Annotated in this window: 20 protein-coding genes; 6 read left to right on the top strand and 14 right to left on the bottom strand. The window is 66.9% G+C overall.

The window, feature by feature from the left end; all coding sequences use genetic code 11:
* Nucleotides 1–91 precede the first annotated feature (91 nt).
* Nucleotides 92–1,696 (bottom strand): choline dehydrogenase, encoded by a 1,605-nt coding sequence (locus BDW41_RS12945; RefSeq protein WP_074548611.1) that lies wholly within the window; start codon nucleotides 1,694–1,696, stop codon nucleotides 92–94.
* Nucleotides 1,697–1,764: 68 nt separating this feature from the next.
* Here BDW41_RS12945 and BDW41_RS12940 point away from each other — a divergent pair, with 68 nt between their 5' ends.
* Nucleotides 1,765–3,081 carry an MFS transporter gene (locus BDW41_RS12940; protein ID WP_255412974.1) on the top strand — a complete coding sequence of 439 codons (1,317 nt, stop codon included), beginning with the start codon at nucleotides 1,765–1,767 and terminating at the stop codon, nucleotides 3,079–3,081.
* Nucleotides 3,082–3,083: 2 nt separating this feature from the next.
* Here BDW41_RS12940 and BDW41_RS12935 read toward each other — a convergent pair whose 3' ends face one another.
* From BDW41_RS12935 to mtgA, 3 genes are all read right to left on the bottom strand, one after another.
* A complete protein-coding gene (locus BDW41_RS12935) occupies nucleotides 3,084–3,512 on the bottom strand; it encodes a CBS domain-containing protein (RefSeq protein ID WP_074548607.1) in 429 nt (142 codons plus the stop codon).
* A gap of 96 nt (nucleotides 3,513–3,608) precedes the next feature.
* Entirely contained in the window at nucleotides 3,609–4,553 is a 945-nt protein-coding gene (locus tag BDW41_RS12930) for a glycosyltransferase family 2 protein (RefSeq protein ID WP_199535336.1), read from the bottom strand.
* A gap of 58 nt (nucleotides 4,554–4,611) precedes the next feature.
* Nucleotides 4,612–5,352, bottom strand: a complete 741-nt coding sequence (gene mtgA / locus BDW41_RS12925) for a monofunctional biosynthetic peptidoglycan transglycosylase (protein ID WP_074548605.1) — start codon at nucleotides 5,350–5,352, stop codon at nucleotides 4,612–4,614.
* A gap of 128 nt (nucleotides 5,353–5,480) precedes the next feature.
* Here mtgA and BDW41_RS12920 point away from each other — a divergent pair, with 128 nt between their 5' ends.
* Complete coding sequence (locus tag BDW41_RS12920) at nucleotides 5,481–6,380, top strand: Hsp33 family molecular chaperone HslO (RefSeq protein ID WP_074548603.1); 900 nt, start codon at nucleotides 5,481–5,483, stop codon at nucleotides 6,378–6,380.
* A gap of 199 nt (nucleotides 6,381–6,579) precedes the next feature.
* On the opposite strand, the gene BDW41_RS12915 is transcribed toward BDW41_RS12920, so the two are convergent.
* Entirely contained in the window at nucleotides 6,580–9,477 is a 2,898-nt protein-coding gene (locus tag BDW41_RS12915) for an EAL domain-containing protein (protein WP_074548601.1), read from the bottom strand.
* A 264-nt stretch (nucleotides 9,478–9,741) separates the two neighbouring features.
* Between BDW41_RS12915 and BDW41_RS12910 the strand changes: the two genes are divergently transcribed.
* The gene (locus BDW41_RS12910) at nucleotides 9,742–10,659 is read left to right on the top strand and encodes a hypothetical protein (RefSeq protein WP_074548599.1); all 918 of its coding nucleotides are present in this window, start codon (nucleotides 9,742–9,744) and stop codon (nucleotides 10,657–10,659) included.
* Between the two features lie 89 nt (nucleotides 10,660–10,748).
* Here BDW41_RS12910 and BDW41_RS12905 read toward each other — a convergent pair whose 3' ends face one another.
* The 5 genes from BDW41_RS12905 to BDW41_RS12885 form a co-directional block, all read right to left on the bottom strand.
* The gene (locus tag BDW41_RS12905) at nucleotides 10,749–11,651 is read right to left on the bottom strand and encodes a DUF4097 family beta strand repeat-containing protein (protein ID WP_074548597.1); all 903 of its coding nucleotides are present in this window, start codon (nucleotides 11,649–11,651) and stop codon (nucleotides 10,749–10,751) included.
* A gap of 19 nt (nucleotides 11,652–11,670) precedes the next feature.
* Nucleotides 11,671–12,117, bottom strand: coding sequence for a hypothetical protein (locus BDW41_RS12900; RefSeq protein ID WP_074548595.1), 447 nt, complete (start codon nucleotides 12,115–12,117; stop codon nucleotides 11,671–11,673).
* Nucleotides 12,114–12,665: a sigma-70 family RNA polymerase sigma factor gene (locus BDW41_RS12895; protein WP_074548593.1), complete on the bottom strand. Its 552-nt coding sequence runs from the start codon at nucleotides 12,663–12,665 to the stop codon at nucleotides 12,114–12,116. The genes BDW41_RS12900 and BDW41_RS12895 overlap by 4 nt, the downstream gene beginning before the upstream one ends.
* A gap of 133 nt (nucleotides 12,666–12,798) precedes the next feature.
* Nucleotides 12,799–14,643, bottom strand: coding sequence for a phosphoenolpyruvate carboxykinase (GTP) (locus BDW41_RS12890; RefSeq protein WP_255412973.1), 1,845 nt, complete (start codon nucleotides 14,641–14,643; stop codon nucleotides 12,799–12,801).
* A 243-nt stretch (nucleotides 14,644–14,886) separates the two neighbouring features.
* Nucleotides 14,887–15,465 carry a TetR/AcrR family transcriptional regulator gene (locus tag BDW41_RS12885; RefSeq protein ID WP_074548587.1) on the bottom strand — a complete coding sequence of 193 codons (579 nt, stop codon included), beginning with the start codon at nucleotides 15,463–15,465 and terminating at the stop codon, nucleotides 14,887–14,889.
* 126 nt (nucleotides 15,466–15,591) lie between these two features.
* Between BDW41_RS12885 and BDW41_RS12880 the strand changes: the two genes are divergently transcribed.
* The 3 genes from BDW41_RS12880 to BDW41_RS12870 all read left to right on the top strand — a co-directional run bounded on the left by BDW41_RS12880 (nucleotide 15,592) and on the right by BDW41_RS12870 (nucleotide 19,567).
* Nucleotides 15,592–16,482 carry an alpha/beta hydrolase gene (locus BDW41_RS12880; RefSeq protein WP_074548585.1) on the top strand — a complete coding sequence of 297 codons (891 nt, stop codon included), beginning with the start codon at nucleotides 15,592–15,594 and terminating at the stop codon, nucleotides 16,480–16,482.
* Nucleotides 16,483–16,533: 51 nt separating this feature from the next.
* Entirely contained in the window at nucleotides 16,534–19,005 is a 2,472-nt protein-coding gene (locus BDW41_RS12875) for an acyl-CoA dehydrogenase (RefSeq protein WP_074548583.1), read from the top strand.
* Nucleotides 19,006–19,102: 97 nt separating this feature from the next.
* Nucleotides 19,103–19,567, top strand: coding sequence for a hotdog fold domain-containing protein (locus BDW41_RS12870; protein ID WP_074548580.1), 465 nt, complete (start codon nucleotides 19,103–19,105; stop codon nucleotides 19,565–19,567).
* Between the two features lie 10 nt (nucleotides 19,568–19,577).
* Here BDW41_RS12870 and BDW41_RS12865 read toward each other — a convergent pair whose 3' ends face one another.
* The 4 genes from BDW41_RS12865 to BDW41_RS12850 are packed head-to-tail and all read right to left on the bottom strand — an operon-like array spanning nucleotide 19,578 to nucleotide 25,672.
* Nucleotides 19,578–20,573: a diguanylate cyclase gene (locus tag BDW41_RS12865; RefSeq protein ID WP_074548578.1), complete on the bottom strand. Its 996-nt coding sequence runs from the start codon at nucleotides 20,571–20,573 to the stop codon at nucleotides 19,578–19,580.
* On the bottom strand, nucleotides 20,570–21,139 hold the full coding sequence (locus BDW41_RS12860; protein ID WP_074548574.1) for a chemotaxis protein CheB: 570 nt from the start codon (nucleotides 21,137–21,139) through the stop codon (nucleotides 20,570–20,572). Before BDW41_RS12860 ends, BDW41_RS12865 begins: the two co-directional genes overlap by 4 nt.
* A 1-nt stretch (nucleotide 21,140) precedes the next feature.
* Nucleotides 21,141–22,010, bottom strand: a complete 870-nt coding sequence (locus tag BDW41_RS12855) for a CheR family methyltransferase (protein WP_074548571.1) — start codon at nucleotides 22,008–22,010, stop codon at nucleotides 21,141–21,143.
* The gene (locus tag BDW41_RS12850) at nucleotides 22,007–25,672 is read right to left on the bottom strand and encodes a response regulator (protein ID WP_074548569.1); all 3,666 of its coding nucleotides are present in this window, start codon (nucleotides 25,670–25,672) and stop codon (nucleotides 22,007–22,009) included. The genes BDW41_RS12855 and BDW41_RS12850 overlap by 4 nt, the downstream gene beginning before the upstream one ends.
* Nucleotides 25,673–25,752 lie beyond the last annotated feature (80 nt).

Genomic DNA, 25,752 nt, shown 5'->3' with positions numbered 1-25,752 from the left:
TGGTGAAGCGAGCCGGATCCATCCGTGACGGCCGGCCGAGAGTACCGCAGAGACCGTGGAAAATCCGCAGGCCGCATGGCCAGGAAGGGCGCTATTCCTGAGGCGTTGCGGTTGGGAGCACGGTTTCGTTCAGGATCAACGCGGCGGCGCGCTCCGCGATCATGATCACCGGGGCGTTGGTGTTGCCGCTGGGCAGGCTGGGCATGATGGACGCATCGACCACGCGCAGTTTCTCCACGCCGCGTACACGCAATTCACCGTCGAGTGGGGCATCGGGTTCCTTGCCCATGCGGCACGTGCCCGCGGGGTGGTAGATCGTCTCCGCCTTGCGCCGGATGAAATCGGCGTACTCCGCGTCGCTGGCGATCGGTCGCTCGGGAAAAACCGGGCCACCGCGAAAGCGATCGAACGGGGCTTGCGAAAGCAGCTCGCGGGAAAGCCGCGCGCCTTCGATCATGCGCTGCAGGTCGTGTCCTTCCGGGTCGTCCAGGTAGTTCGCGTGGATGGCGATGGGTTCGGCCGGATGGGCCGAACGCAGGCGCAAGGTGCCGCGGCTGCGCGGATGCAGATAGCACGCGTGCACGGTGTATCCATAACCGGGCAGGCGGTGGCGGCCATGATCGTCCAGCAGCGCCGGCACGAAATGGAACTGCAGGTCGCAGCGCTCGTCCGTGGCGAGCCGGCTGCGCACGAAGCCGCCGGCCTCGGCCACGTTGGAGCTGCCCGGGCCATCGCGATGGCGCAGGAAGCGCCAGCCGGCGGCCAGTTCGTTGAGATGGTCGTAGGTGATCTTCTGCGTGCTGTGGTCCAGCGTGCAGATGTCCAGATGATCCTGCAGGTTCGCGCCGATGCCGGGTTGGTCGACGTGCACGGCGATGCCGTGCTGGCGCAGATGATCCGCCGGTCCGACGCCCGACAGCATCAGCAACTGCGGCGTGTTGACGGCGCCACCCGCGAGGATGGTTTCGCCGGCCTCGATGATCGAATCCTGCCCATGCAGTTGCACGCCGACCGCATGGCCATGGGCAATCACCACGCGGCTCACCAGCACGCCGGTGCGCACTTCCAGGTTCGGCCGTTGCCGCGCGGGGCGCAGGTAGGCGGTGGCGGTGGAGCAGCGCATGCCGTTGCGCTGGGTGACCTGGTAGAAACCGAAGCCTGCCTGGTTCGGGCCATTGAAATCATCGTTGCGCGCGTAGCCCACCGCCAGCGCGCTGTCGATGAAGACCTCGGACAACGGGTTGTGATAGCGCAGGTCGCTCACCGACAGCGGCCCGTCGCTGCCGTGCAGCGCGCTGGCGCCGCGCGCCTGGTTTTCGCTGTGGCGAAACCACGGCAGTACCTGCTCCCACGACCAGCGGTCATCGCCGGCGGCGTCGGCCCAGCGGTCGTAGTCGCCCGGCACGCCACGGACGTAGCACATCGCGTTGATCGAACTGGAACCGCCCAGCGTCTTGCCGCGTGGCCACCACAGCCTGCGGTTCCGCAGCTGCGCCTCCGGTTCGGTCAGGTAGTTCCAGTTGAGCCGGCGCTGGCTGGCGAGGCGGGCAATGCCGGCCGGCATATGGATCAGTGGGTGCCAGTCGGTGGGGCCGGCCTCCAGCAGCAACACGCGCTTGCTCCCGCTGGCGCTCAGCCGGTTGGCGAGCACGCAGCCTGCCGAGCCCGCACCCACGATGATGTAGTCGTAGCCCATGGCGCCCCCCTGCGCTGTGCCGTCATACCTGCATGCTAGTCTGTGCCGGACCCACGCTGGAAATGCCGGTGAACATCCCCCGACCCGCCGCAGCGAACGCTGGCCTTGCATCGACGCTTTCGGCGCTGGCCTTCTTCTTCGTGATGACGGCCTATTACATCATCCGGCCCGTGCGCGACCAGCTCAGCGGCGCCGTCGGTTCCCAATCGCTTCCCCTGTTCTACGCGAGCACCTTCGCCGTGATGCTGCTGCTGACGCCGGTGTTCGGCGCGCTGGTGTCGCGCTTCCCGCGCAAGCGGCTGCTGGGCTGGAGCTACAGCTTCTTCGTGTTCTGCCTGCTCGCCTTCGTGCCGGCCTTCATGGCGCAGGATCGCATCGGCGCGCGGCAGCTGGGCGTGGGCTTCTTCATCTGGACCAGCGTGTTCAACCTGTTCGTGGTGTCGCTGTTCTGGAGCTTCATGGCGGACATCTTCCAGAGCGTGCAGGCGCGCCGCGTGTTTCCGTTGATTGCGCTGGGCGGCATGGCCGGTGCGATCTTCGGCCCGCTGGTGACCAAGGCGCTGGTGCAGGTGATCGGCGTGGCGGCCTTGCTGGTGGTATCGGCGATAGCGTTGACGATCGCGCTGATCATCCTGCTCATGCTGTCCTCCCGCCACGACTGCCGCGCGGAGGCGCGCAACGACGAAGCCATCGGCGGCTCGCTGTGGGCTGGCATCAAGGAGCTGTGGACGCGGCCGTTCCTGCGCTACATGGCCATCCTGATGGTGCTGGGCGACGGCATCGGCACGCTGGCCTACGCCTTGATGGCGGACTACACCAAGGTGCACCTGCCCGATCGCGTCGCGCGCACCTCGTTCTACAACGACCTGGACCTGGCCGCGAACCTGCTGGGCGTCGCGCTGCAGCTCACGCTCACGCGCTGGCTGCTGATCCGCAAGGGCGCGGGCTGGGGGCTGGTGGTGCCGTCGCTGGTGAACCTGGCGCTGCTGTTGCTGGTGGTCGCGCTGGGCATCGGCAACGTCAGCCTGTTCGGGCAGGTCGTACCAGTGCTTGCGATCATGATGGCGGGCTCGCGTGGCTTCGCCTATGGCATGACCAAGCCGGCGGTCGACGCGCTGTACACCCGCGTGCCTCGTGAGACGCGCTACAAGGGCAAGAATTTCGTGGAGACGGCCATCTGGCGGTTCGGCGACGTGCTGGTCACCAGTGGCGTGACCTTGCTAACTACGCTCGGCGTGGCGGCCACCGGCATGGCGGGCATCGGCGCGGGCGTCTCCGTCCTGGCCACGTGGGTGGCCGCGCGCGCGGGACATTCGCCCGACCTGCTGCCGGAGCAGCAGGCCGATGGGCATCCGGTGCGTGGGTCCAGCGCCGCGGAGGCGTGAGCTCAGCTGGTGATGTAACGCTGCAGCTGTTCGATCTGCTCGGCCTGAGCGTCGATCACTTCCTTCACCAGGTCGCCGATCGAGATGATGCCGACCACGCGCTCGCCCACCACCACCGGCAGGTGGCGGATGCGGCTGTCCGTGCACAGGCGCATGCAGTCGAACACGTCGGTGTCGGGGCCTACGGTGAGCGCGGGGCTGCTCATGATCTCCGAGACCGCGGTCTGTGCGGAGGAGCGACCCTGCAGGATCACCTTCCGCGCGTAGTCACGCTCGGAGACGATGCCGACCAGGTGCTCCCCGCGCATGACCAGCAGCGCGCCGACGCGACGCTCCGCCATGTGCTTGATCGCTTCGAGTACGGGCGCGTCCGGTGCGATGCTGAAGATGTCGGTGCCCTTGCCTTCCAGCAAATGCTTGACCTGTCGCATGCTTGAACCTCCCAGGAGGCCGCCTATGGGCCGCATGGGGCGAGTCTAGCGCCGCCGTGCGCACGGGGTGTTGGCCCGGCGTGAAGCGCCCGGTTCTCAAGGCCCGGTGCGGGGTGCGCGCTTCTCTTCGATGAAGTACAGCGGCCGCTGCTTGCTCTCGGCGTAGTTGCGGCCGAGGTATTCGCCGATCACGCCCAGGGCCAGCAGCTGCACGCCGCCCATGAACAGGATCACCACCATCAGCGACGGATAGCCGTGTACCGGGTCGCCGAACAGCAGCGCCTTGCCGAACACCCAGAGGCCGTAGAGAAAGGCCAGGAGCGAAGCGCTCACGCCGATCCAGGTGGCCAGCCGCAACGGCGCGGTGGAGAACGAAGTGAAGCCCTCGATGGCCAGCTGCAGCAGGCGCCAGTAGTTCCATTTGGTCGTGCCGGCCTGGCGCGGCTCGCGCAGGTAGTACACCGCCGTTTGCCGATAGCCGATCCAGGTGAACAGGCCTTTCATGAAGCGCTGGCGCTCGCGCAGCTGGCGCAGGGCATCCAGCGCGCGGCGCGACAGCAGTCGGAAATCGCCGGTGTCGCGGGGCACGCGCGTGTCCGACACGCGTTCCATACTGCGGTAGAACAGGGCGGAGGTGAACCGCTTGAAGCCGGTTTCGCCTTCGCGCGCGGTGCGCGTGGCGTAGACCACGTCGAAGCCTTCGCGCCAGCGCTCGACCAGGGTAGGAATCAGTTCCGGCGGGTCCTGCAGGTCGGCGTCGATCACCACGGCGGCGTCGGCGTCCACGTGGTCCAGGCCCGCCGTGAGGGCGGCCTCCTTGCCGAAGTTGCGCGAGAGCTTCAGCGCGCCCGTGCGCGGGTCGCGCGCGGCTAGGCCTTCGATCAGCTGCCAGGTCGTGTCGCTGCTGCCGTCGTCGATGTAGAGCACGTCGCAGGCCAGCGGAAGCTCGTCCAGCACGCGGAAAAGCCGGGCGTGGAAGGTTTCGAGCACGGCGGCTTCGTTGTAGGCGGGCACGACGACGGTGAGGCGGGACATGGTCAAAGGCGATTCCTTGGCGGTGGCCGCATGCTAGTGCACCCGTGCACTAGGGACGAGAGCGTCACCGGCGACGCACGTTGCGCGGCGCCTGCCGGCCTTGCAGATAACCGGGCCCGCCCAGCTGCGCCATCTGCTGCTGGATCCAGTTGGCACGGCCCTGCACATAGGCGGAAGGGTGGTCGGCGTGAAAGCGCCGTGGGCTGGGCAGCACCGCGGCCAGCCGGGCCGCCTGGGCCGCGCTGAGCTGCGCCGGCGGCACGTGGAAGAACGCATCGCTGGCGGCACCGACGCCGTAGATGCCGTCGCCCAGCTCCGCGATGTTCATGTACACCTCGAGGATGCGCTGCTTGGGCCAGGTCAACTCGATCAGCACCGTGAAATACGCTTCCAGCCCCTTGCGGACAAAACTGCGTCCATTCCACAGGAACAGGTTCTTGGCCGTCTGCTGGCTGATGGTGCTGGCGCCGCGCAGGCGGCGGCCCTCGTCGGCGGCGTCCACGGCATCTTGGATGGAATCGAAGTCGAAACCATGGTGGAACGGGAATTTCTGGTCTTCGCCCGCCACCATCGCCAACGGCACGTAAGGCGACACCTGATTCCACGGCACCCAGCGGTGGCGCAGGTGGAAGTCGCTCTCGCCGTGGATGAGCGCGCCGAGCTGGCGCTCCATCATCACCGCCGAGGTCCACGGTGGAACGAACCGGAACACCAGCACCAGGAACCAGCTGAGCGCCAGCCAGGCCAGGATGAGCAGAAGGCAACTGCGTAGCAGGCGGGCGGCGAGCGGGCGTCGTGGTGTCATGGCGGCGCTTGGACAAGGTTGAGGGCAGTATAAGAGCCCGGCTCACTTCCCATGAGCCCGCCCCATGGTCGTTGTGCCCGGCTGCAGGCGCCCCCATGTAGCTGGATTGTTCTTGAGAGGTCTATCCCGTGGAAACCGTGCTAGTCGAAGATGTGCTGCATCGCTTCATGCTTGAGCGCGCCGGCGTGCGCGGCGTGCTCGTTCGTCTCGGGTCGGCCTGGCGCGAGGTCGCCGGCCGCTCCGCCTATCCCGCCGCGCTGCGCTCGGTGCTCGGGCAGACGTTGGCCGCCAGCGCGCTGCTGACGGGCAACATCAAGTTCGAGGGCGCGCTGTCGGTGGAGCTCAAGAGCAGCGGCCCGTTGCGCCTGCTGTTCGCCGAATGCACCGACCAGGGCCGTCTGCGCGGCCTGGCGCGGTGGAACGATCCGCTGCCCTCGACCATCGACCTTGCCGTGCTGCCGGATGCCTACATGGCGATCACCATCGGCAACGCCGAGCGCGGGCAGCGCTACCAGGGCCTGGTGGACCTGCAGCATCCGGATCTCGCCTCGGCGTTGGAGAACTACTTCAGCCAGTCCGAACAGCTGCCGGCGCGCATCGTGCTGGCGGCCGATGGCGAGCATGCGGTGGGCCTGATGTTGCAGAAGCTGCCGGACGAAGGCGGCCACGACGCCGTGGAAGACGAAGACGCCTGGACGCGCATCCAGCATCTGACGGCCACGCTGGGCCAGGAAGAACTGCTGACCACGCCGCCGGAGCAACTGCTGTATCGCCTGTACCACGAGGAATCCGTGCGCCTGTTCGAGCCACGCCCGCTGGCGTTCGGCTGCAGCTGCACGCGCGAGCGCGTGGAGGCGGTGCTGCGTTCGCTGGGACGCGATGAAGTGGAAGCGGCGCTGGAAGCGCGCGAGGGCGAGATCGAGGTGATCTGCGAGTTCTGCGCGCAGCGCTATACCTTCGACCGCATTGACGCGGAGCATCTGCTCAGCGTCAGCCCGGCGGCGACGGCGCCGCATACGGCGCAGTAAGTTCTGTGCGGAAAAAGGCCGGCATCGTTCGATGCCGGCCTTTTCTTTGTTCGTCATTCCGGCGCAGGCCGGAATCCAGTTGCTCCGGTCGACGATTGTCGCCCCGCGGCAACACGACCTGTCTTCAGCGAAGAGCGAGCGCCCCGCACCTGGATTCCGGCCTGCGCCGGAATGACGAGCAAAGAAGCGTCGCCGTGGACTACGGCAGCGCGAAATGATGCTCCCGCTGCAGCCACACCTCGGCCATCTTGGGCGTGGCGAACAGGAAGCCCTGGCCGTAGCGGCAGCCGATGCGCAGCAGCGCCTCGCGCTGGTGTTCGTCTTCGATGCCTTCGGCGATCACCTGCATCTGCAGCGAATTGGCGAGTGCCTGGATGGCGCGTACCACGGCGGCGCCGTGGCCGCCTTCGCGCGGCAGTTCCACGATGAACGAGCGGTCGATCTTCAGCGTCTCGATCGGGTACTGGTGCAGGTAGCTCAGCGACGAATAGCCGGTGCCGAAGTCGTCGAGCGCGATGCTCACGCCTTGGCTGCGCAGGTTGTCCAGCATGCGCTTCACCTGGATGGCGTTCTCCAGCAGCGCGCGTTCGGTCACCTCGATGCGCAGGCAGCGCGGCGGCAGGTGATGCGACTCGATCAGGTCGAGCAGGCGCTTGTCCAGGTCCAGCGAGCGGAAGTGGCGGCCGGAGACGTTGATGCTGACGAAGCCGTCGCTGCCGGCCAGTGCCTCGGCCTGGGCGCAGACCTGGTCGAAGATCTGCCAGTCGATGCTTTCCGCGCAGCCGCTTTCCTCGGCCACGGCGAGGAAGTCGCCGGGCGTGAGCAGGCCGCGGTCCGGATGGCGCCAGCGCAGCAGCGCTTCGTAGCCCACCGTGCGGCCGGTCTGCAGCGCCACGATGGGCTGGTAGAACGGCACGAACTCGTTGCGGCTCAGCGCACGGCGCAGGTCGCCTTCCATTTCCAGCAGCGACAGCGCTTCGCGGCGCAGGCGGTCGTCGAACACGGCGGCGCGATGGCGGCCCTCGTCCTTCGCGCGGTACATCGCGGCATCCGCATCGCGCAGCAGTTCTTCCGGACGCTGGTAATGCGGGCTGGGCAGGGCGATGCCGATCGAGGCCGAGGTGAAGATCTCCTTGGCGCCGAGGCGGAAGGGCGTCTGCAACTCGTCGATGATGCGTTCGGCGATGAGCATGGCCATCTTGGGATCGGTGATGCCCTCGGCCAGCACCGCGAATTCGTCTCCGCCCAGGCGCGCCACCACGTCGCGCGTCTTGAGGCAGGCGCGGATGCGTCCGCCGACCTGGAACAGCAGGTCGTCGCCCACCAGGTGGCCGACGGAGTCGTTGATGACCTTGAAGCGATCCAGGTCGATGAACAGCACCGCGAACAATTCCTGCGTGTCGCTGTGATAACGCTGCAGCGCCTGCTCCAGACGCTGCAGCAGCAGCGTGCGGTTCGGCAGGCCGGTCAGCGAATCGTGCAGGGTTTCGTACTTCAGGCGGCGTTCCACGCGTTCGCGCTCGGCGATCTGCTCGCGCAGGTCGCGATTCGCCAGCGCCAGGGCGCGCGTGCGCTCGGTGACGCGGCGCTCCAGGCTCGCATAGGCCTGCTTCAGCGATTCGGTGGTGTGCTTGCGCTGCAGGGCGTTGGCCACGTGGTAGCCCACGAAGGTCAACAGTTCCTGGTCGCGCACGTCGTAGGTGTGTTCCGTGGAGTAGCTCTGCACCGCGAGCACGCCCATGGCGCGATCGCCCCAGATCAGCGGCACGCCCAGCCAGCACAGCGAGCGCGAACCGCGATGGGTGATCTCGCCCACCTGTTCCAGGCGGTCGAATTCCGTCGGATCGGCCAGCAGCGGCTTGCCGTGGCGCAGCACGTATTCGGTCACGCCGCGGCCGTGCGCGCGCGGCAGGCGCACGGTGTCGAACTCGTCCACGGAATAGGGGAAGCTGAGCGTCTTCTGCTCTTCGTCCAGCAGCGCGATGTAGAAGTTGCGCGCATACAGCAGGCCGCCGATGACGCGATGCACGGCGGCGTAGAAGTTGTCGATGCTTTCGGAGGCGTTGGCCAGCTCGGCGATGCGGAACAGCGCCGCCTGCAGGCGCTCGCCGCGCTGCCGCTGCAACACCTGCTGGCGCAGCACGCGATTGGCCTCGCGCAGCGCGGCGGTGCGGCTGGACACGCGGCGTTCCAGTTCCTCGTGCGCCTCGCGCCGCTCCAGCGCCGTCTGCACATGCTTGGCGACGTAGCTCAGCAGTTCGCGATCGTGCTCGCTGTAGTGCGTGTCCTCGCGGTAGCTCTGCATTACGATGCCGCCCACCACGCGGCCGTCGCGCAGCAGCGGCACGCCCAGCCAGTGCTCGCACACGGGGCCCATCAGTACGAAGCGGCCCTTGAACTGTTCGGTGAGCTCGGCCACCGAGCCCATGATCGCCTGGCCCGTCTGCAGCAGGTTCCAGGTCAGGCTGTAACGCATTTCCTGCAGCGGCACCGCCTCGTCGGGCGAGGGAGGCTCCTTGTCCATCGTGTCGACGTAGTAGGGAAAGCGCACCGTGTCGGTGGCCGCGTCATACAGCGCGATGTAGAAGTTCTCCGCGTACATCAGGCTGCCGAGAATGGCATGCAGCGCATGCATCATCTCGGTCATGTTGTGCTCGGCGCTGGCCTGGTCGGCGATGGCGTAGAGCGCGCGTTGCAGTCGTTCGGCCAGCGCGAGTCGCGAGATCGCCTCGTACAGGCGCGAGGTCTCGGCGAGCTGCCGCAGGCGGCAGGCGACGAGGCGCCCGACCCAGGCGAGGTTCTCTCTCATCAAGTCCGAGATCGTGCCCGTCGGCAGCGCCAGCACCAGCGATCGCAGCCCTTGCGGGTCCTCGGCCAGGTCGAGCTGGGTGAACTCCTGGTTCGGCGCCTCGGTATCGCCCAGCAGGCGCCAGTGCAGGCGCCCCGCGATGCCCAGGTCGCGCAGCATGGCTTCGCAGATTTCCGCCACGCTGGCCGCATCGGCCGCGCGGAAAAGGCGCTCCACCGCCGCGTGAAGGGCAGCGACCGCGCTGTCCGCCGGTGGGGCGGACATGTGGCTGGAAAGAACCGAGGTCATCAGTCGCAGGACGAATCCGTACGTTGTCGACAGGGGAGGACTATATATCGCCTCCATTCAGCTTTGTCGCTGCCCGGATAAACCGGGAACCTCAAGCGCTTCCTGATGTCAAAAAAGTGTGATGAAGGTCGTTTCGGACCTTGCTCACAAAGCGCAAATCTGGGTGTTAGTAAAAAGTAAAACGTGGTATCGTTACCCCTAACTCGTCTCTGGGAGGGGGCGAACTCGTTCCCGTCTAATCGTACCGCGGGGGTTTTCGCGTACATGCGTCGCCTGTTCTTGTCATTGCCTCTTTTGTTCATGCCGTTCGTCGCGGCAGGGCAGAGTGCGGCCAATGATCCGTACAGCGCCGCTGGACGCCTGCTCTCGCAGACGCCGGAGCAGACCTCGCCGGCCGCCACGGGCAACGGTGTTCCGCTCTGGCGTGGCGCGGACGGCCGCTGGCTGGCCCTGCAGGCCAACAGCGACACGCTGGCTTCCGCGCAGCGGGCCGATGCGCCGCTGCAGTTCCGCGCGGTCGATTCGGCGACGGTGCAGTCCACCGACATCCGCTACGGCATCGCTCCCAACGTGCAGGCGCACGTCGGCGTGAGCGAGCACAACTGGGCGAACAACCAGGCGCCGCGCATCATCGGCAGCGAAGTCGGCGCGACGTACAGCGACGGCCGCTATTCGCTGGGCCTGAGCGTGGGTACGGACAACGTACAAGGTGCGGCGACCTTGCCGCGCCTGTTGCCGGGCGCCCTGCCGGGCGTGAACGGCCTTTCCGGTTTCGACAGCAGCACGCAGATCAATGCGCGCGGCCGCGTGGCGCTGGACGGCAAGAGCGGCATCGACCTGGGCGCCAGCGTCGGCCGCGTGCGCCTGCTTCCCGGCAACCTGCTGGGCGTCAACACGCTGGACCAGAAGGCGGTGAGCTTCGGCGTCGACCGCGGTCCGCTGAGCGGCAGCATCGTCGGCCGCACCATGGCGCCGGAAGCCGGTGTACCGGGCGCGGGCTACAACCCGGATCGCCGCTGGAACAGCATCGATCTCGGCGTCACCTGGCGTCTGCCGTGGCAGGGCTCGCTGAGCGTCGGCGCGCAGAACCTGTGGTCGTCCGGCAGCGGCGTGAACACGCCGGCGGGTCCGGAGCCGGATCAGTCGCGCACGCCGTACGTGCAGTACCACCAGGATCTCTGATCCGCCCGCCGGTCACCGGCATGGAGGCACAGAAAAACGCCGGGCTTGGCCCGGCGTTTTCGTTTCCGGCATCGGATATTGGACGACGCTCAGTCCTGCCGACGGATGCGCAGGTCGCCGCTGAAGGTCTCGATGTTCATCTTCGCGCCGCCGGCGCCCACGGTCGCCTGCAGTTCGCTGCCCGGGCCGTGCTCGGGTTTCTTGACCGAGCCGAAGTCGCTGCGCAGGTCGCCGCTGAAGGTCGAGGCCTTGATGATGGCGGACAGGTTGGACGGCACCTGCACCTGCACGTCGCCGCTCATGCTGTCGACATCGAAGCTGCCGTTCGGCGCCAGCCCACCGGCCAGCTGCACGTCGCCGGAGACCGTGCTGAGGTTGAGCTTGCGCCACGGGCCGCCGCTGACGCGGATGCGTCCGGACACTGTCTGCAGGTCGGCTTCCGCGCCGACGTTGGGCGCGAGGATGTCGCCGCTCACGGTCTGCAAGTGCACCTTGTCGGCGTTGCCGGCCAGCTCGATGCTGCCGCTGACGGCATCGGCGTCGATGCTGGGCGAGCGGGCATTGATGCGCGCCTTGCCGCTCACCGTGTTGACCTTGATTGCGCCGCCTTCGATGCCGTCGATGTTCATCGGCGCGCTGACCACGTCGACGTCGAGCGAGGCGCCCTTGGGCACGCGCACGTCCAGCGTGGTGGCGCCCATCGACGTGTCGCTGCCGAAGTTGAACCAGCCGGACTTGCCCATCGATTCGACCTTGATGGTCATGTTGCTGTTGCTGCCCTCGATGGTGAGCGGCTTGGCGCCGTCGCCAAGGCGACCGGTGACCTGCACCTGGTTGCGGTCCCAGGCGCTTACCGTGACCTCGCCCTTGACGTTGCTGATGCTCACGCGCGCGTTGGGCGTGGCCCCGTGATTGAGGTTGAGCGGCGTATCGGCCAGGGCCTGGCCAATCGACAGGCTGAGCAGGAGTGGGATCAAGCGTGCGGTTTTCATGGTGAAGGCTCCACTGGACTCAACCAGCCTGGTGTTCCATCTGTCGCAGCTGCGACTGTTGTTTTTGCGTGCGGTACAGCAGCCGTTGCAAGGCCGGCGAACGCGGTGCCTGTTCCATGGCCTGGCGAAGCTCCATGCTGGCGGCGTCGAGTTCCACCGCGGCGCCCGCAAGACGCGGATCGTTCGGGCGCCAGCGGCCTGCATCCAGCGTTGCCGCCGCCGTGGCGTTGGCCAGCGTGCGGTCGCGCAGATGCACGGCGAGGCTGCCCGCAAACAGTGACAAGCCGACGAAGCTCGCCGCGATCAGCCAGTTCTGCACGCGCCGATGATTGCGTTGCGGCGCCGGCTTTTCGGCTTCCGCATGCGCGGCATCCAGCGCGGCATCGATGCCCGACCACAGGTCGCGGCGTGGCGTGACCGGTTCGCGCAAGGCGCGTGTCTGGCGGAGCCATTCGAATTCGTTCATGAGCGTTCTCCTAATACTTTCCGCAGCAGGCCGCGTGCGCGATGCAGCTGCGCCTTGGACGAACCTACCGCCATGCCGAGTTCGGCACCGATTTCCTCGTGTCGCCAGCCCTCCACGTCATGCAGCACCAGCACCGCGCGCGCACGTGGCGGAAGGTTGCCGATCGCGCGTTCCAGTTCTTCGCGTTCGGCGGCACAGAATGGCGTATCGCCGTGATCGGGTATGTCGTCCTCGTCCATCATGGTGACGGGGTCGGCGCCGCGCGATCGGATGTCCATCAAGGCGACATTGACCGCCAGCCGGTACAACCAGGTACCGAACGCGCTGTCGCCGCGAAAGCCGGACAGCTTCTGCCAGGCGCGCACGAAGGCTTCCTGCGTCAGGTCCTCCGCGCGGGCGTGGTCGTAGCCGGCCAGCCGGTACACGGCGCCGTACACGCGATCCACGTGCGCACGGTAGAGGCGCTGAAAGGCCTGGCGATCGCCGGCTGACGCCGCCCGGACGTCGTCCATGTCGTGGGAATCCGCGGCGGGCGCTGGCGGCGGCATCGTGGTTCCGGTGGCGGGGCAGGCTGCGATCATCTTGCCAGCTTGGATGCGCCGGCGCGTGGCAAGGTTTAGAGACCGTCGCGGGAAAGGCCGGGAACCCCGCCGGCGTTGCGCCGGCGGAGCAGGGCGGACGTCAGGAGGCGACGGCCGCGCGCGGCGTCATCGCCGCATCGTTGAGCGCCTTGGCGACGCGCTGCTGTTCGACATGCAGCTCCCTGGGCATGCGCTGGCCGAAGCTGTCGAGGTATTCGCCGATGGCGGCGAGCTCCGCCGTCCAGCCGGCGTGATCGACGTGCAGCAGGGTATCGACGGTGGCGCGGTCCAGGCCCAGGTCGTCGAGCTTGAGCTCATCGGCCGTGGGCAGCGTGCCGATCGGCGTGTGGTTGCCCTCGGCGCGGCCTTCCACGCGGTCGATCATCCACTGCAGCACGCGCAGGTTGTCGCCGAAGCCCGGCCACAGGAACCGGCCGTCGTCGCCCTTGCGGAACCAGTTGACGTGGAAGATCTTCGGCAGCTTCGCGCCCGGCTTGTCGAACGACAGCCAGTGACGGAAGTAGTCGCCGTAGTGGTAGCCGGCGAACGGCTTCATGGCCATCGAATCGCGGCGCAGCACGCCCACGGCGCCGGTGGCGGCGGCGGTGGTTTCCGAACCCATGGCGGCGCCGACCAGCACGCCGTGCTTCCAGTCCTTCGCCTCGAATACCAGCGGGATCAGCGAGGGGCGGCGACCGCCGAACACGATGGCGCTGATCGGCACGCCCTGCGCGTCTTCCGCGCGCGGCGACCAGGTGGGGCATTGTTTGGCGCTCACGGTGAAGCGCGAGTTGGGATGCGCCGCCGGGCCATTGGCCGGATCGTACGGACGCCCCTGCCAGTCGGTGACGGGCGTGCCGGGCAGGCCTTCCCACCACGGCTGGTTGTCGGCGGTGACGGCGACGTTGGTGAAGATGGTGTCGCGCGCGATGGTCGACAGCGCGTTCGGGTTGGTGGCGTCGCTGGTGCCCGGCGCCACGCCGAAATAGCCGGCTTCCGGATTGATCGCGTACAGGCGGCCGTCGGCGCCGGGACGCATCCAGCAGATGTCGTCGCCCACGGTCCACACCTTCCAGCCGTCCTTGCGGTAGCCCTCGGGCGGAATGAGCATGGCGAGGTTGGTCTTGCCGCACGCCGAAGGGAACGCGGCCGCGATGTAGTGGGTGTCACCCTGCGGGTTTTCGATGCCCACGATCAGCATGTGCTCGGCCAGCCAGCCTTCCGATTTCGCCTGGTAGCTGGCGATGCGCAGTGCATGGCACTTCTTGCCCAGCAGCGCGTTGCCGCCGTAGCCCGAGCCGTACGACTTGATGGTCAGCTCTTCGGGGAAATGCATGATGAAGCGACGCTCCGGGTCGAGCTCGCCGGTCGAGTGCAGCCCCTTCACGAACGTGCCTTCGCGCTCGATGCGCGCCTGCGCGGCGGCGCCCATGCGCGTCATGGTGCGCATGTTGGCCACCACGTACGGGCTGTCGGTGATTTCCACGCCGCAGCGGGCGAGCGGGGAATCGATGGGGCCCATGCAGTACGGGATGACGTACATGGTGCGGCCTTCCATGCAGCCATCGAACAGCGCATCCATCTTGGCGTGGGCCTCGGCGGGGGCCATCCAGTGGTTGTTCGGGCCGGCGTCTTCCTGCTCCCGGGTGCAGACGAAGGTGAGGTGCTCGACGCGGGCCACGTCGGAGGGGCTCGACCGATGCAGATAGCAGCCCGGGTGGGTCTGCTGGTTGAGCTCGATCAGGTCGCCGGTCTGCAGCATCTGCTGCACCAGTTGCTGGTACTCGGCATCGGAACCGTCGCACCAATGGATACGGGCGGGGCGGGTCAGCGCCGCGACCTCATCCACCCAGCGCTGCAGCGCAGCCAACTTGCTCGACATCGTTCCCTCACTCTGGTCTTGAGCTAAAAAAGAGCAGAAACGGTAACTTGCGCGTACTGGCATGGCAAGTCAGGGCGCAGCAAAAGGCAACTGGGCGCACCCCTAATTCACTGCTGGACCCGACAGTTACAGATGCAACATAAGACCAATCCGGCGGGTGGACTGCCAGTGGCTTGCGGACCAGGACACGGGGCGATCCTGGCATCGCGCGAGCGATGACCCGATGAAGACCCACGGGAGGAACGGGCACAAAAAAAGAACGCCACCCGAAGGTGGCGTTCCCCTGGACTTCCCCGTGACGCTGGATCAGCTGGGCGTGAGCGTGCGGATCATGTGTTCCACGTAGGCGTCGAACTCCTCGTGGCTGATGCGCGGCAGGCCGAGCGTGAAATTGAGTTGCAGGAAACCCACGTAGGCGGCGTAGGTCAGGCGGGCGCGGTTGAGCGCCTCGTCGGGCACCAGGCCGGCTTCGCGGTAGATATTGGTGAGGAATTCCATGCGGCGCTGGGACACGCGGGCCATCACCGGCACGACCTGCGGATGGTCCAGCGCCTTCAGCAGGGCGGCGTAGACGCGGTGCGGCGCCAGTTCGTGCGCTACGCGACGGAACAGCTCCGGCAGACGGGCACGCGGATCGGGCATGGCCTCGATCTGGCTGATCACTTCCTTCTCGCCGTACTGCTCCCAGCGCTCCAGGGCGGCCTGCAGCAAGGCTTCGCGGGTGCGGAAGTGCCAATAGAAGCTGCCCTTGGTCACGCCGAGCTGGCGGGCCAGCGCCTCCACGGCCAGTGCGCCGACGCCCTGGTCGGCAATCAGCTTGAGGGCGGCGTCTTCCCAGTCCTCGGCGGACAGGCGGGTGCGTTCGGGTTTGGCGCTTGCATTCATATCCGTATGGTAGCCCCTGGCTGCGGCTTTGCAATTGGCGCTGCGACAAGTCGTTGAATCGGCGGAAAACGCCCTTGTCGCAGCGCATATTGACGCAGCGCTTTGCGTCGATCCATACTCGTGCGTATGGTATCCGCGCCCAGCACCGAGCAGTCCTTCGCCTACGTCAAGGCCGTCGATGGCCTGACGCTGGCTGTTGAAACCCGCCAGCCCTCGGGTCATCCCACGCTGCTGTTCGCGCACGGTTTCGGCCAGACGCGCGGTGCGTGGAGCCCTACGGCCAAGGCCTTGGCGCAGGAAGGCTTCCGCTGCGTCACCTTCGACGCGCGCGGACACGGCGAAAGCGGCCACGTCGCCGGCGGCGATTACCACATGGAGCAGTTCATCGGCGATCTGCGCCTGCTCGCCCATGCAGAGCTGCGCGAGCCCATTCTGGTCGGCGCCTCGATGGGCGGCCTGCTGGGCCTCGTCATCGCTGGCGAGATCGATCCGGACGCCTTCCGCGCCCTGGTGCTGGTGGATATCACGCCGCGCTGGGAAACCCGGGGCGTGGAACGCATCCTGGCCTTCATGCAAGCCCATCCGGACGGCTTCGCCAGCTACGCGCAGGCGGCCGAGGAAATCGCGAAGTACCTGCCCCATCGCACCGAGCGCAAGACAGAAGACCAATTGCGACCACTGCTGCGCGAAGGCGCCGACGGACGTCTGCGCTGGCACTGGGATCCCGCCCTGCTCAACGGCCTGGTGCGCGAGAGCGAACGCTACCAGCCGCGCCTGATGGCGGCCGCATCGAAAGTGCGCGTGCCCGTGCTGCTGCTCTCGGGCGGACGCAGCGACGTGGTGTCGCGTGAGACGGTGGACGAATTCCTGCGACTGGTGCCGCACGCCGAGCACGTGGAGCTTCCGCGCGCCACGCACATGGTGGCGGGCGACGCCAACGACGTATTCACCCGCGAAATCGCACGCTTCGTGGGCAAGCTTTCTTCCACGGATCGCAGCGATGCGGTCTCCGCGTGAACCTATGAAATCCCTGTTCGACCAAGACGTCATTCGTAACGAGGTGTTGTGATGTCCGTGATACTGACCCTGCTGGCGGCGCTCATCGCCACCGGCGCCTGTGCCTACCACCGCGCCAGCCTGCGCACCTGGGCGATCGCCACGGTGATCACCACCGTCGTGGTCGGCTTGGTCGCCGGTGCGCCGTGGACCATGTTCATCCTGCTGGTAATCGAGCTGGCCATCGCCGTGCCGCTGTTGATGGACAGCTTCCGTCGCAAGCAGATCACCGCGCCGCTGCTGAAGATGTTCGCCAAGGTGACGCCGAAGCTGTCCGAAACCGAGCAGACCGCGCTGGAAGCGGGCACCGTCGGTTTCGAGGGCGAGCTGTTCTCGGGTAAGCCCGACTGGCACGAACTGCTCAAGCAGCCCAAGCCGGAACTGAGCGTGGAGGAGCAGGCGTTCCTCGACGGCCCGGTGGAAGAACTGTGCGGCATGCTCGACGACTGGCAGATCACGCACGAGCTGGCCGATCTGCCGCCGGAAGTCTGGGCTTTCATCAAGAAGCACAAGTTCTTCGGCATGATCATTCCCAAGCAGTACGGCGGCCTGGGCTTCTCCGCGCTGGCGCATTCGGCGGTGCTGCAGAAGCTGGCGACCATGTCGGCCACGGTGGCCTCGACGGTGGCCGTGCCGAACTCGCTGGGCCCGGCCGAACTGCTGCTGCATTACGGCAGCGACGAGCAGAAGAACCATTACCTGCCGCGCCTTGCCGTGGGCGAGGAAATACCCTGTTTCGCGCTCACCGGCCCGTATGCCGGCTCCGACGCCACCTCCATCACCGACTATGGCGTGGTGTGCAAGCAGGTGGTCGACGGCGTGGAAACGCTGGGCATGAAGCTCACCTTCGACAAGCGCTACATCACGCTGGCGCCGATCGCGACGGTGGTTGGTCTGGCCTTCCGCCTGTACGACCCGGAAAAGCTGCTGGGCGACAAGGAAGACCTCGGCATCACGCTGGCGCTGCTGCCGCGTTCGACGCCGGGCCTGGAAATCGGCCGCCGCCACTTCCCGCTGAACATTCCGTTCCAGAACGGTCCGCTGCACGGCAAGGATGTGTTCGTGCCGATGTCGGTGCTGATCGGCGGCCCGCACATGGCCGGCCATGGCTGGCGCATGCTGGTGGAATGCCTGTCCGTGGGCCGCGCCATTTCGCTGCCGTCGAATGCCACCGGTGGCGTGCGCGCCGCCGTGGCGGCCACGGGTGCGTATGCACGCATGCGCAAGCAGTTCGGTCTTTCCATCGCGCGTTTTGAAGGCGTGGAAGAGGCGCTGGCGCGCATCGGCGGCCTGACCTATGCCACCGCCGCGCTGTCGCGTGCCACCGCTGCGGCGGTGGATCGCGGCGAGAAGCCGGCGGTGCCTTCGGCCATTGCCAAGTACCACGCCACCGAATGGGGCCGCACCGTCGCCGGCGACGCGTTGGACGTGCATGGCGGCAAGGGCGTGCAGCTGGGTCCGAAGAACTACGCCGGCCGCGCGTGGCAGGGCGTGCCCATCGCCATCACGGTGGAAGGCGCGAACATCATGACGCGCAGCCTGATGATCTTCGGCCAGGGCGCCATCCGCTGTCATCCTTACGTGCTGAAGGAAATGCAGGCGCTGTCCATTCCCGACTACGGCGACCGCCTGCGCGCCTTCGACCGTGCGCTGTTCGGCCACATCGGCTTCGGCATTTCCAATGCGGTGCGTTCGTTCACGCTGGGCATCACCGGTTCGCGCATCGGCGACACCGCGGGCGACGCCTACGTGCGCCGCTACTACCGCAAGCTCAACCGCTACTCCGCCGCGCTCGCGCTGTGCGCCGATACCTTCATGGGCGTGCTGGGCGGCAAGCTGAAGTTCAAGGAAAAATTGTCCGCGCGCCTGGGCGACGTGCTGAGCTACCTGTACATCGCCAGCGCCATGCTCAAGCGCTACGAGGACACCGGCCGTCCGGAAGCGGATCGTCCGCTGCTGGCCTGGGCGTTCCACGAGTGCATGTGGCGCATACAGACCGCGCTCGACGGCGCCATCCGCAACTTCCCGGTGAAGCCCGTGTCGTGGCTGTTGCGCGTGCTCGTGTTCCCGTTCGGTCGCCGCGAAGTGCCGCCGTCCGATCGCCTGGGCCGCCGCGTCGCCGCCATCATCACGGCGCCGGGCGAAGCGCGCGATCGCCTCACCGAGTGGGCGTACCTCACGCCGACCGCGAACAACACCATCGGCCGCATGAATGCGCTGCTGCCCGATGTGATCGCGGCCGAGCCGGTGGAGCGCAAGTTCGGCAAGGCGCAGAAGGCCGGCCAATTCAAGTCGCACGACTACGTGGGCCAGCTGACCGAGGCCATGCACGCCGGCGTGATCAACGCGGCCGAGTTCGAACTGCTCAAGCGCGTGCGCGAAGGCGTGTTCGAGTTCATCTCGGTGGATGATTTCGACCCGTCGGAACTGCGTGCCGCCGTCACCCGCGCGGACATCAGGAAGAAGCTGGCCGACGCGGCCTGATCGCTCTCTCCGCCATGCCGGATGCGTCCGGCATGGCGGTTCCCCATCGACGTACGAACGGGCAGGGCGAGCGCCTCGCCCCGGCAGGAGATTTGCCATGAGCCAGGCCTTGTCGCTGTACCGTCGACTCGTTTCCCTGCCCGGTGGACGCTGGTTGTATGGCCGCCTGATCTGCTTCAAGGCGCCTTACTTCGCCACCATCGCGCCGCGCTTCCTGGCGCTTGAGCCGGGCCGCTGCGACGTGGCCATTCGCGACCGCCGCCGCGTGCACAACCATATCGGCACCGTGCATGCGATCGCGCTGTGCAACGCGGCGGAACTTACCGCCGGCATGATGACCGACGTCACCATTCCTTCCTCGATGCGCTGGATACCCAAGGGCATGACGGTGGAATACCTCGCCAAGGCGAAGGGCACGCTGGTCGCGCAGGCGACCCCGGAATCGCCCGCCATCGAAGCGCAGGGCGGCTATGCGTGGCCGGTGACGGTGGTCGTGCGCAACCAGGCGGGGGACGCCGTATTCCGCGCACGCATCGACATGTGGGTGTCGCCGCGTAAATAAGCGCGCCGCGTCAGACGCTCATCACGCAGCGGTTCTTGCCTTCGTCCTTGGCGCGATAGAGCGCGCGGTCGGCGGCCTGGATCAGGTCTTCGTCGCTCTGCCGCGATTCGCGCCACAAGGCAATGCCGATGCTCGCGCTCACCTTCGCCTCGAACGGCCCTTTGCTGCCTTGGAGCTGGTAGGGCTCGGCGATCATGGTGCAGACCTCTTGGCAACGGTGCAGCAGCGAATCCTCATCGTCGACGTCTTCCAGGATCAGCGCGAACTCGTCGCCGCCCAGCCGGGCCACCGTGTCGTTCGAGCGCAGGCCGACGATCAGCCGTCCGGCGATGGCCTGCAGCAGGGCATCGCCCGCGGGGTGTCCGTGGTTGTCGTTGACGCCCTTGAAGCCGTCGATATCCAGCAGGGCGAGTGCAAAGCCGGGGCCGTGTCGCGGCACGCGCTGCATCGCGGTGAGCAGGCGGTCGTGGAACAGCACGCGGTTGGGCAGGCCGGTGAGCATGTCGTGCGTCGCCTGGTGGCGGATGCGCTCCTCGATGCGCAGACGCTCGGCGATCTCCACCTTCAGCTGCGCATTGCGTTCTTCCAGCGTGGCGAGCGCGGACCTCAGCTCGGCCCGTGCCTTGTACAGCTCCAGGAACACGCGCACCTTCGACTGCAGGATCATGTCGTTGATCGGCTTGGCGATGTAGTCGACCGCGCCGAAGTGGTAGCCGCGGATGCGGTTGATGTCGTCGGCGTAGGCGGCGGTGACGAAGATGATCGGCGTCTCCCGCAGCTGCTCGGTTTCGCCGATCAGGAAGGCGACCTCGAAGCCGTCCATCTCCGGCATGTTCACGTCGAGCAGGATCAGCGCGAATTCGTGATCCAGGCACAGCGCGAGCGCTTCGTTGCCACTGCCCGCCTCGAACAGTTGCGCGCCACTGTCGGCCAGCAGATGCCGCATGGCCACCAGGTTGGCGGGCGTGTCGTCGACGACGAGGATCTTAGGAAGAGGAGTGTTCATTGCAGGCACAGGCGGTTGATCAGCGGCGCGATGGCCGTGAGTGGAAGGCAATGGTCGGCGCCCGCGCGTTCGAGCGCCGCGATGGGCATCGCCGGGGATTCCGCATCGGCGGGGTCCTGCACGATGGCCAGCCCGCCGCAGGCCCGTATCCGTTGCAGGCCGTTGGCGCCGTCGCTGTTGGCGCCGGTCAACAATACGCCGATCAGGCCGTCGCCCCAGGCTTCCGCGGCGGATTCGAACAGCACGTCGATCGACGGTCGCGCGAAGCTCACGCGCTGGTCCACCGACAAGGCAAAGCGGTGGCTATGCTCGATCAGCAGGTGGTAGCCGCTGGGTGCCACGTAAATGGTGCCGCCTTGCATGGCTGCCCGCTCGCGAGCTTCCTCCACCGGCAAGGTGGCGTGCCGGGCCAGCAGTTCGCACAGCAGGTCGACGGTGGCCGAGCCCGTGTGGCAGCACACGGCGATCGGCTGGCGTAGCGCCGGGTCGATGTCGGCGAACAGGCTCTCCAATGCGGTCAGCCCGCCCGCCGAACAGCCGATCACGATGGCCTGCGGCGTCGCCACGTCAATCCGTTCCCGTGTGGCGCGAGGCGAGGCGGTAGATGCGTCGCGCCGCATCCACCGGCGTGAAGTCCTGCGCGGACGATGCGAAGTCCAGGCTTTCGCGCGTGCCCAGGCAGAGAAAGCCGCCGCGCACCAGGCTGTCGCGGAACAGCGCCAGCGTGCGGTCTTGCAGTGGATCGGAGAAATAGATGAGCACGTTGCGGCACAGCACCAGATGCGCTTCGCAGAACACTTCGTCCGTCACCAGGTTGTGGTTGGCGAAGATCACGTTGCGCCGCAGGCGCTGGTCGAGCTTGATGAGTTCGTAGCGCGCGCTGTAGTAGTCGGCCAGCGTGTGACGCCCGCCCGCCGCCAGGTAGTTGCGCGACCACAGTTGCGCCTCGCGGGCAGGGTAGATGCCCTCCTGGGCGTGCTGCAGGGCGCTCTCGTTGAAGTCGGTGGCGTAGATCTGCGTGCGGTCGTACAGGCCGGCTTCTTCCAGCAGGATCGCCAGCGAATAGACCTCCTGCCCATGCGCGCAGCCCGCTTGCGAGATGTTGATCTGCGGATAGGACGCGAGCACGGGAAACACCTGTTCGCGCAGCGTGAGGAACACGTCCGGGTCGCGGAACATTTCCGACACCGGCACCGACAGCCCTTCCAGCACCACCGGCAGGAATCCGGGTTCGTGCAGCACGCGGGTGGTGAGCGCGCTCACCGTGTCGGCGCCCTGTGCATGCGTCAGCTGCAGCACGCGACGCTTCAGCGACGCCGGAGCGTACTGGGTGAAGTCATAACCGTGCCGCAGTTTCAGCGCACGTACGAACAGCTCGATCTCGATGTCCTCGAGCGAGGCATCCGGTGTCGCCGGCTTGCCGGCAGGTTCGTTCATCGGTGCAGCCATACGTGCATCATCGAAGAGAGCTTGTCGATATCGATGGGCTTGGACAGGTAATCGTTCGCGCCCGCGTCAAGGCACTTCTCGCGGTCGCCACGCATGGCCTTGGCGGTGAGCGCGATGATCGGCAGGTTCGCCAGACGTGGCTGGGCGCGGATTTCGCGGATCGTGTCGTAGCCGTCCATCACCGGCATCATCACGTCCATCAGCACCAGCTCCAGGTCGTCGTGATCGGCCAGGGCCTTGAGGGCCTTCTGGCCGTCCTGCGCCATCGTCACGTGCATGCCCCAGCCGCGCAGCACTTTCGACAGGGCGAACAGGTTGCGCATGTCGTCGTCCACCAGCAGCACCTTGCGGTCCTTGAGGGCGCTGGCGTCCGGTGTGCCGGACGAAGGTGGTACGGCAACCGTCGCGCCCACGACCGCACGCTGCGTGCGCGCGCCCTGGATGCTGTGCAGGAACAGGCTAACTTCGTCGAGCAGGCGCTCCGGCGAGCGCGCGCCCTTGATCACGATGCTGTCGGTGTACTGGCGCAGCTTCAGGCTCTCCTCGCGGCTGAGTTCACGGCCGGAGTACACCACCACCGGAGGAATGCGTCCGCTGGAGGAAAGCTGTTCCAGGAATTCGATGCCCGACATGCCGGGCAGGCCCAGGTCGAGCACGATGCAGTCGTAGGTTGCGCCGGCCATGCGCTCCAGCGCTTCCTCTGCGCTGCCGGCTTCGTCGATGGTAACGTCGTCGTTGCGCAGCAGGGTGCGCATGGCGGCGCGCGAGTCGGCATCGTCGTCGACGATCAACAGATGGCGCATGTGGCCTTCGGCGAAGTGCAGCAGGCGGTCGAAGGCTTCGCCGATGGCCTCGCGGCTGACCGGCTTGGTGAGAAAGCCCACCGCGCCCAGTTCGCGGCCGCGGTTGGCCTCGTCGACTGCCGAGATGAAGTGCACGGGCACGTGGCGCGTCGCGGCGTTTTCCTTCAGCCGCTCGATCACCGTCCAGCCGTCCATGCCCGGCAGCATCACGTCGAGCAGGATGCCGGTGGGGCGATAGTGTGCGGCCAGTTGCAGGCCCGATTCGCCATCGGCCGCCGCGAGCACGCGATAGCCCTTGCGGCGAACCATGTCGGCGAGGATGCGCGCGAACACCGGGTCGTCTTCCACGATGAGGATCACCGTGTCGCCCGGGGCGATGCTGTCGCGGTCATCCTCGATGGTTTCCGGCAGCAGGGCGGACGTGGCCATCGGGCGCGCGGGCGCAGGTGTTGGCGTGGCAAGGTCGGCCGGCGCCTCGGCATGGCTGGCTGGTCCGGACAGCGGCAGCAGGATGGTGAAGGTGCTGCCGTGGCCGATATCGCTGTGCAGCACGATGTCGCCGTCCAGCAGTTCGGCGATGCGCTTGGAAATGGTCAGGCCCAGGCCGGTGCCGCCGTACTGGCGGCTGGTGCTGGCGTCGACCTGCTCGAAGGCCTGGAAGATCTTCTGCGCCTTTTCCGGCGGTATGCCGATGCCCGTATCGGTGACGGCGATGGCGACGACGTCCTTGCCGCGCAGCGACGGCGGCAGCGCGATGGCGGCCGAAGGTCGCTCGATGCGTACGGTCACCGAGCCCCGGTGCGTGAACTTGAAGGCGTTGCCGACAAGGTTGTTGGCGATCTGTTCCAGCTTGTTGCCGTCGGTGCGCAGCGTCGCCGGCAGGCTCGGATCGATCTGCACGGTAAAGCCGAGCTGTTTTTCCTGCGCGACGTGGTTGAACGTGCGCATGAGCGCGCGCTGCAGGTCGGCGAGCGGAAGATCGTCCAGCACCACGTCCATCTTGCCGGCCTCGACCTTGGACAGGTCGAGGATGTCGTTGATCAGGCGCAGCAGGTTGGTGCCGGAGTCGTGGATGATACGCGCCGACTCGACCTGTTCGGCATCCAGGTTGCCTTCGCGGTTGTCGGCCAGGCTGCGCGAAAGGATCAGCAGGCTGTTGAGCGGCGTGCGCAGCTCGTGCGACATGTTGGCGAGAAATTCCGACTTGTACTGGCTGGCCCGGGCCAGTTCCTCGGCCTTCTCCTGCGTTTCGCGCTGCAGGGTTTCCAGCACGTGCTTCTGCTGGTTGAGCGTATCGGTCTTCTGGCGCAGTTCCTCGTTGGAAGCCTGCAGTTCCTCGGTCTGCACGCGCAGTTCCTCTTCCGAGGCGAGCAGGCGCTGCGACTGCTCCTGCAGTTCGTGCGTCTTGGCGTTGAGCTCTTCGTTGGTCGCCTGCAGGTCATGCTGCTGGCGGCGCAGCGCTTCCTCGGACGCGCGCAGTTCGTCGGCCTGCTCGCTGGTGCGGCGAAGCAGGTCCTGCGTGCGGATGGCGCGGCCGAGGTTCTCCAGCGACAGCGCGGCGATGGGCAGCAGTTCGTTGAGCAGGCGCTGCTGCGGTTCGGTGAGGTGGTGGAAGCTCGCCAGTTCGAGTACGCCGAGCAGCTTGCCGCGCAAGGCCAGCGGCATCACCGCGATGGCCTTGGGCGAGCCTTCGCCGGTGCCCGAATGGATGCGCACGTAGTCGTCGGGCACGTCCTGCAGGGTGATCGGTTTCTGTTCCAGCGCGCACTGGCCGACCAGGCCCTCGCCCAGCGCATAGTCCGTGCTCAGGTGCCTGCGCTGCTGATAGCCGTAGCTGCCCGTGAGGTGCAGCTGGCGCCGCTCCTCGTCGAAGCGATAGAACACGCCCACGCCGCAATCGAGCAGGGGCGCCAGCGTGCCGGTGAGCCGTTCGGCGAACTCGCGTTCGGTCTCCGCCTTCTGCAGGTCGCTGGCGATCTCGGACACCTGCGTCTTCACCCAGGTCTGCGCGGCGGTTTCGATCGCCATCTGCTTGAACACCTGCAGGCCACGCGCGATCTCGCCGATTTCGTCGCGGCGTTCCAGTTGCCGGATTTCCACGGTGTGATCGTGGTTCGCCAGGCGCGTCATCAGATCGGTCATGCGGCGGATCGGGCGGGTGATGAGGCGGTAGGTCATGTAGACCACCGACCCGCCCAGCAGGATGGAGAGCAACAACGTGATCCAGATGCTCGCCCGGACGACGCTAACGTCGCGATGCTGCGTGGCCTCGCGCTGGTCGAGCAGGTTGCGCTCCATGTCGTCCATGGTGTCGAGTACGCCGAGGATGTCATCGACGGAAACCGTGCGGCGGCTCATGTACTGGAGCTGCGCGCGGCTGCGTTCGATGGCGGCGCTGGCGTCGTCGCTGGCGTGGATCGCCTGGATCGCGTCGATGCCGTTGTGCTGGGCCTCCTTCTGCCATTGCTCCACCATCGACTCCAGATGGTCGATGCGGGTCTGCTGCACCGGGTTGTCGCTGGTCAGGCTGCGCAGGTCGGCGATGTCCTTGGCCAGGCTGACGTTGGCCTTGTGGTAGTCGGCCAGTTCAGTGCCCTGGGGATAGAGCAGGTAGCCACGCACGGCGACCTGGCTCTCCTGCAGGTGTTCGAAGACGTCGTCGATCTTCGCGCGCACGTCGTAGGTGTGGCGCGACCAGTGCGCGCTGACATCCTGCCGGGCCAGCGAGCGCAGCGTGAAGCTGCCGCAGATGATGAACAGCAGCACCAGGGTGCCGATGGCAACGAGGATCTTCTGCTGCATCGGCTGGTGGGCCAGCCAGGAATAGCGTGATTTCGGGGCGGCCATACGTCTTCACAGGTAGCGGGGCCTGGCATTGCGGCCGGGCCGGGGCGGTTCCCATCAGGGTAGCCGCAGATCCGTGAAGG

This window comes from Dyella sp. AtDHG13 (assembly GCF_003201105.1).
Lineage (GTDB): Bacteria > Pseudomonadota > Gammaproteobacteria > Xanthomonadales > Rhodanobacteraceae > Dyella > Dyella jiangningensis_B.
This window is presented reverse-complemented; position numbering and strand designations above follow the sequence as displayed.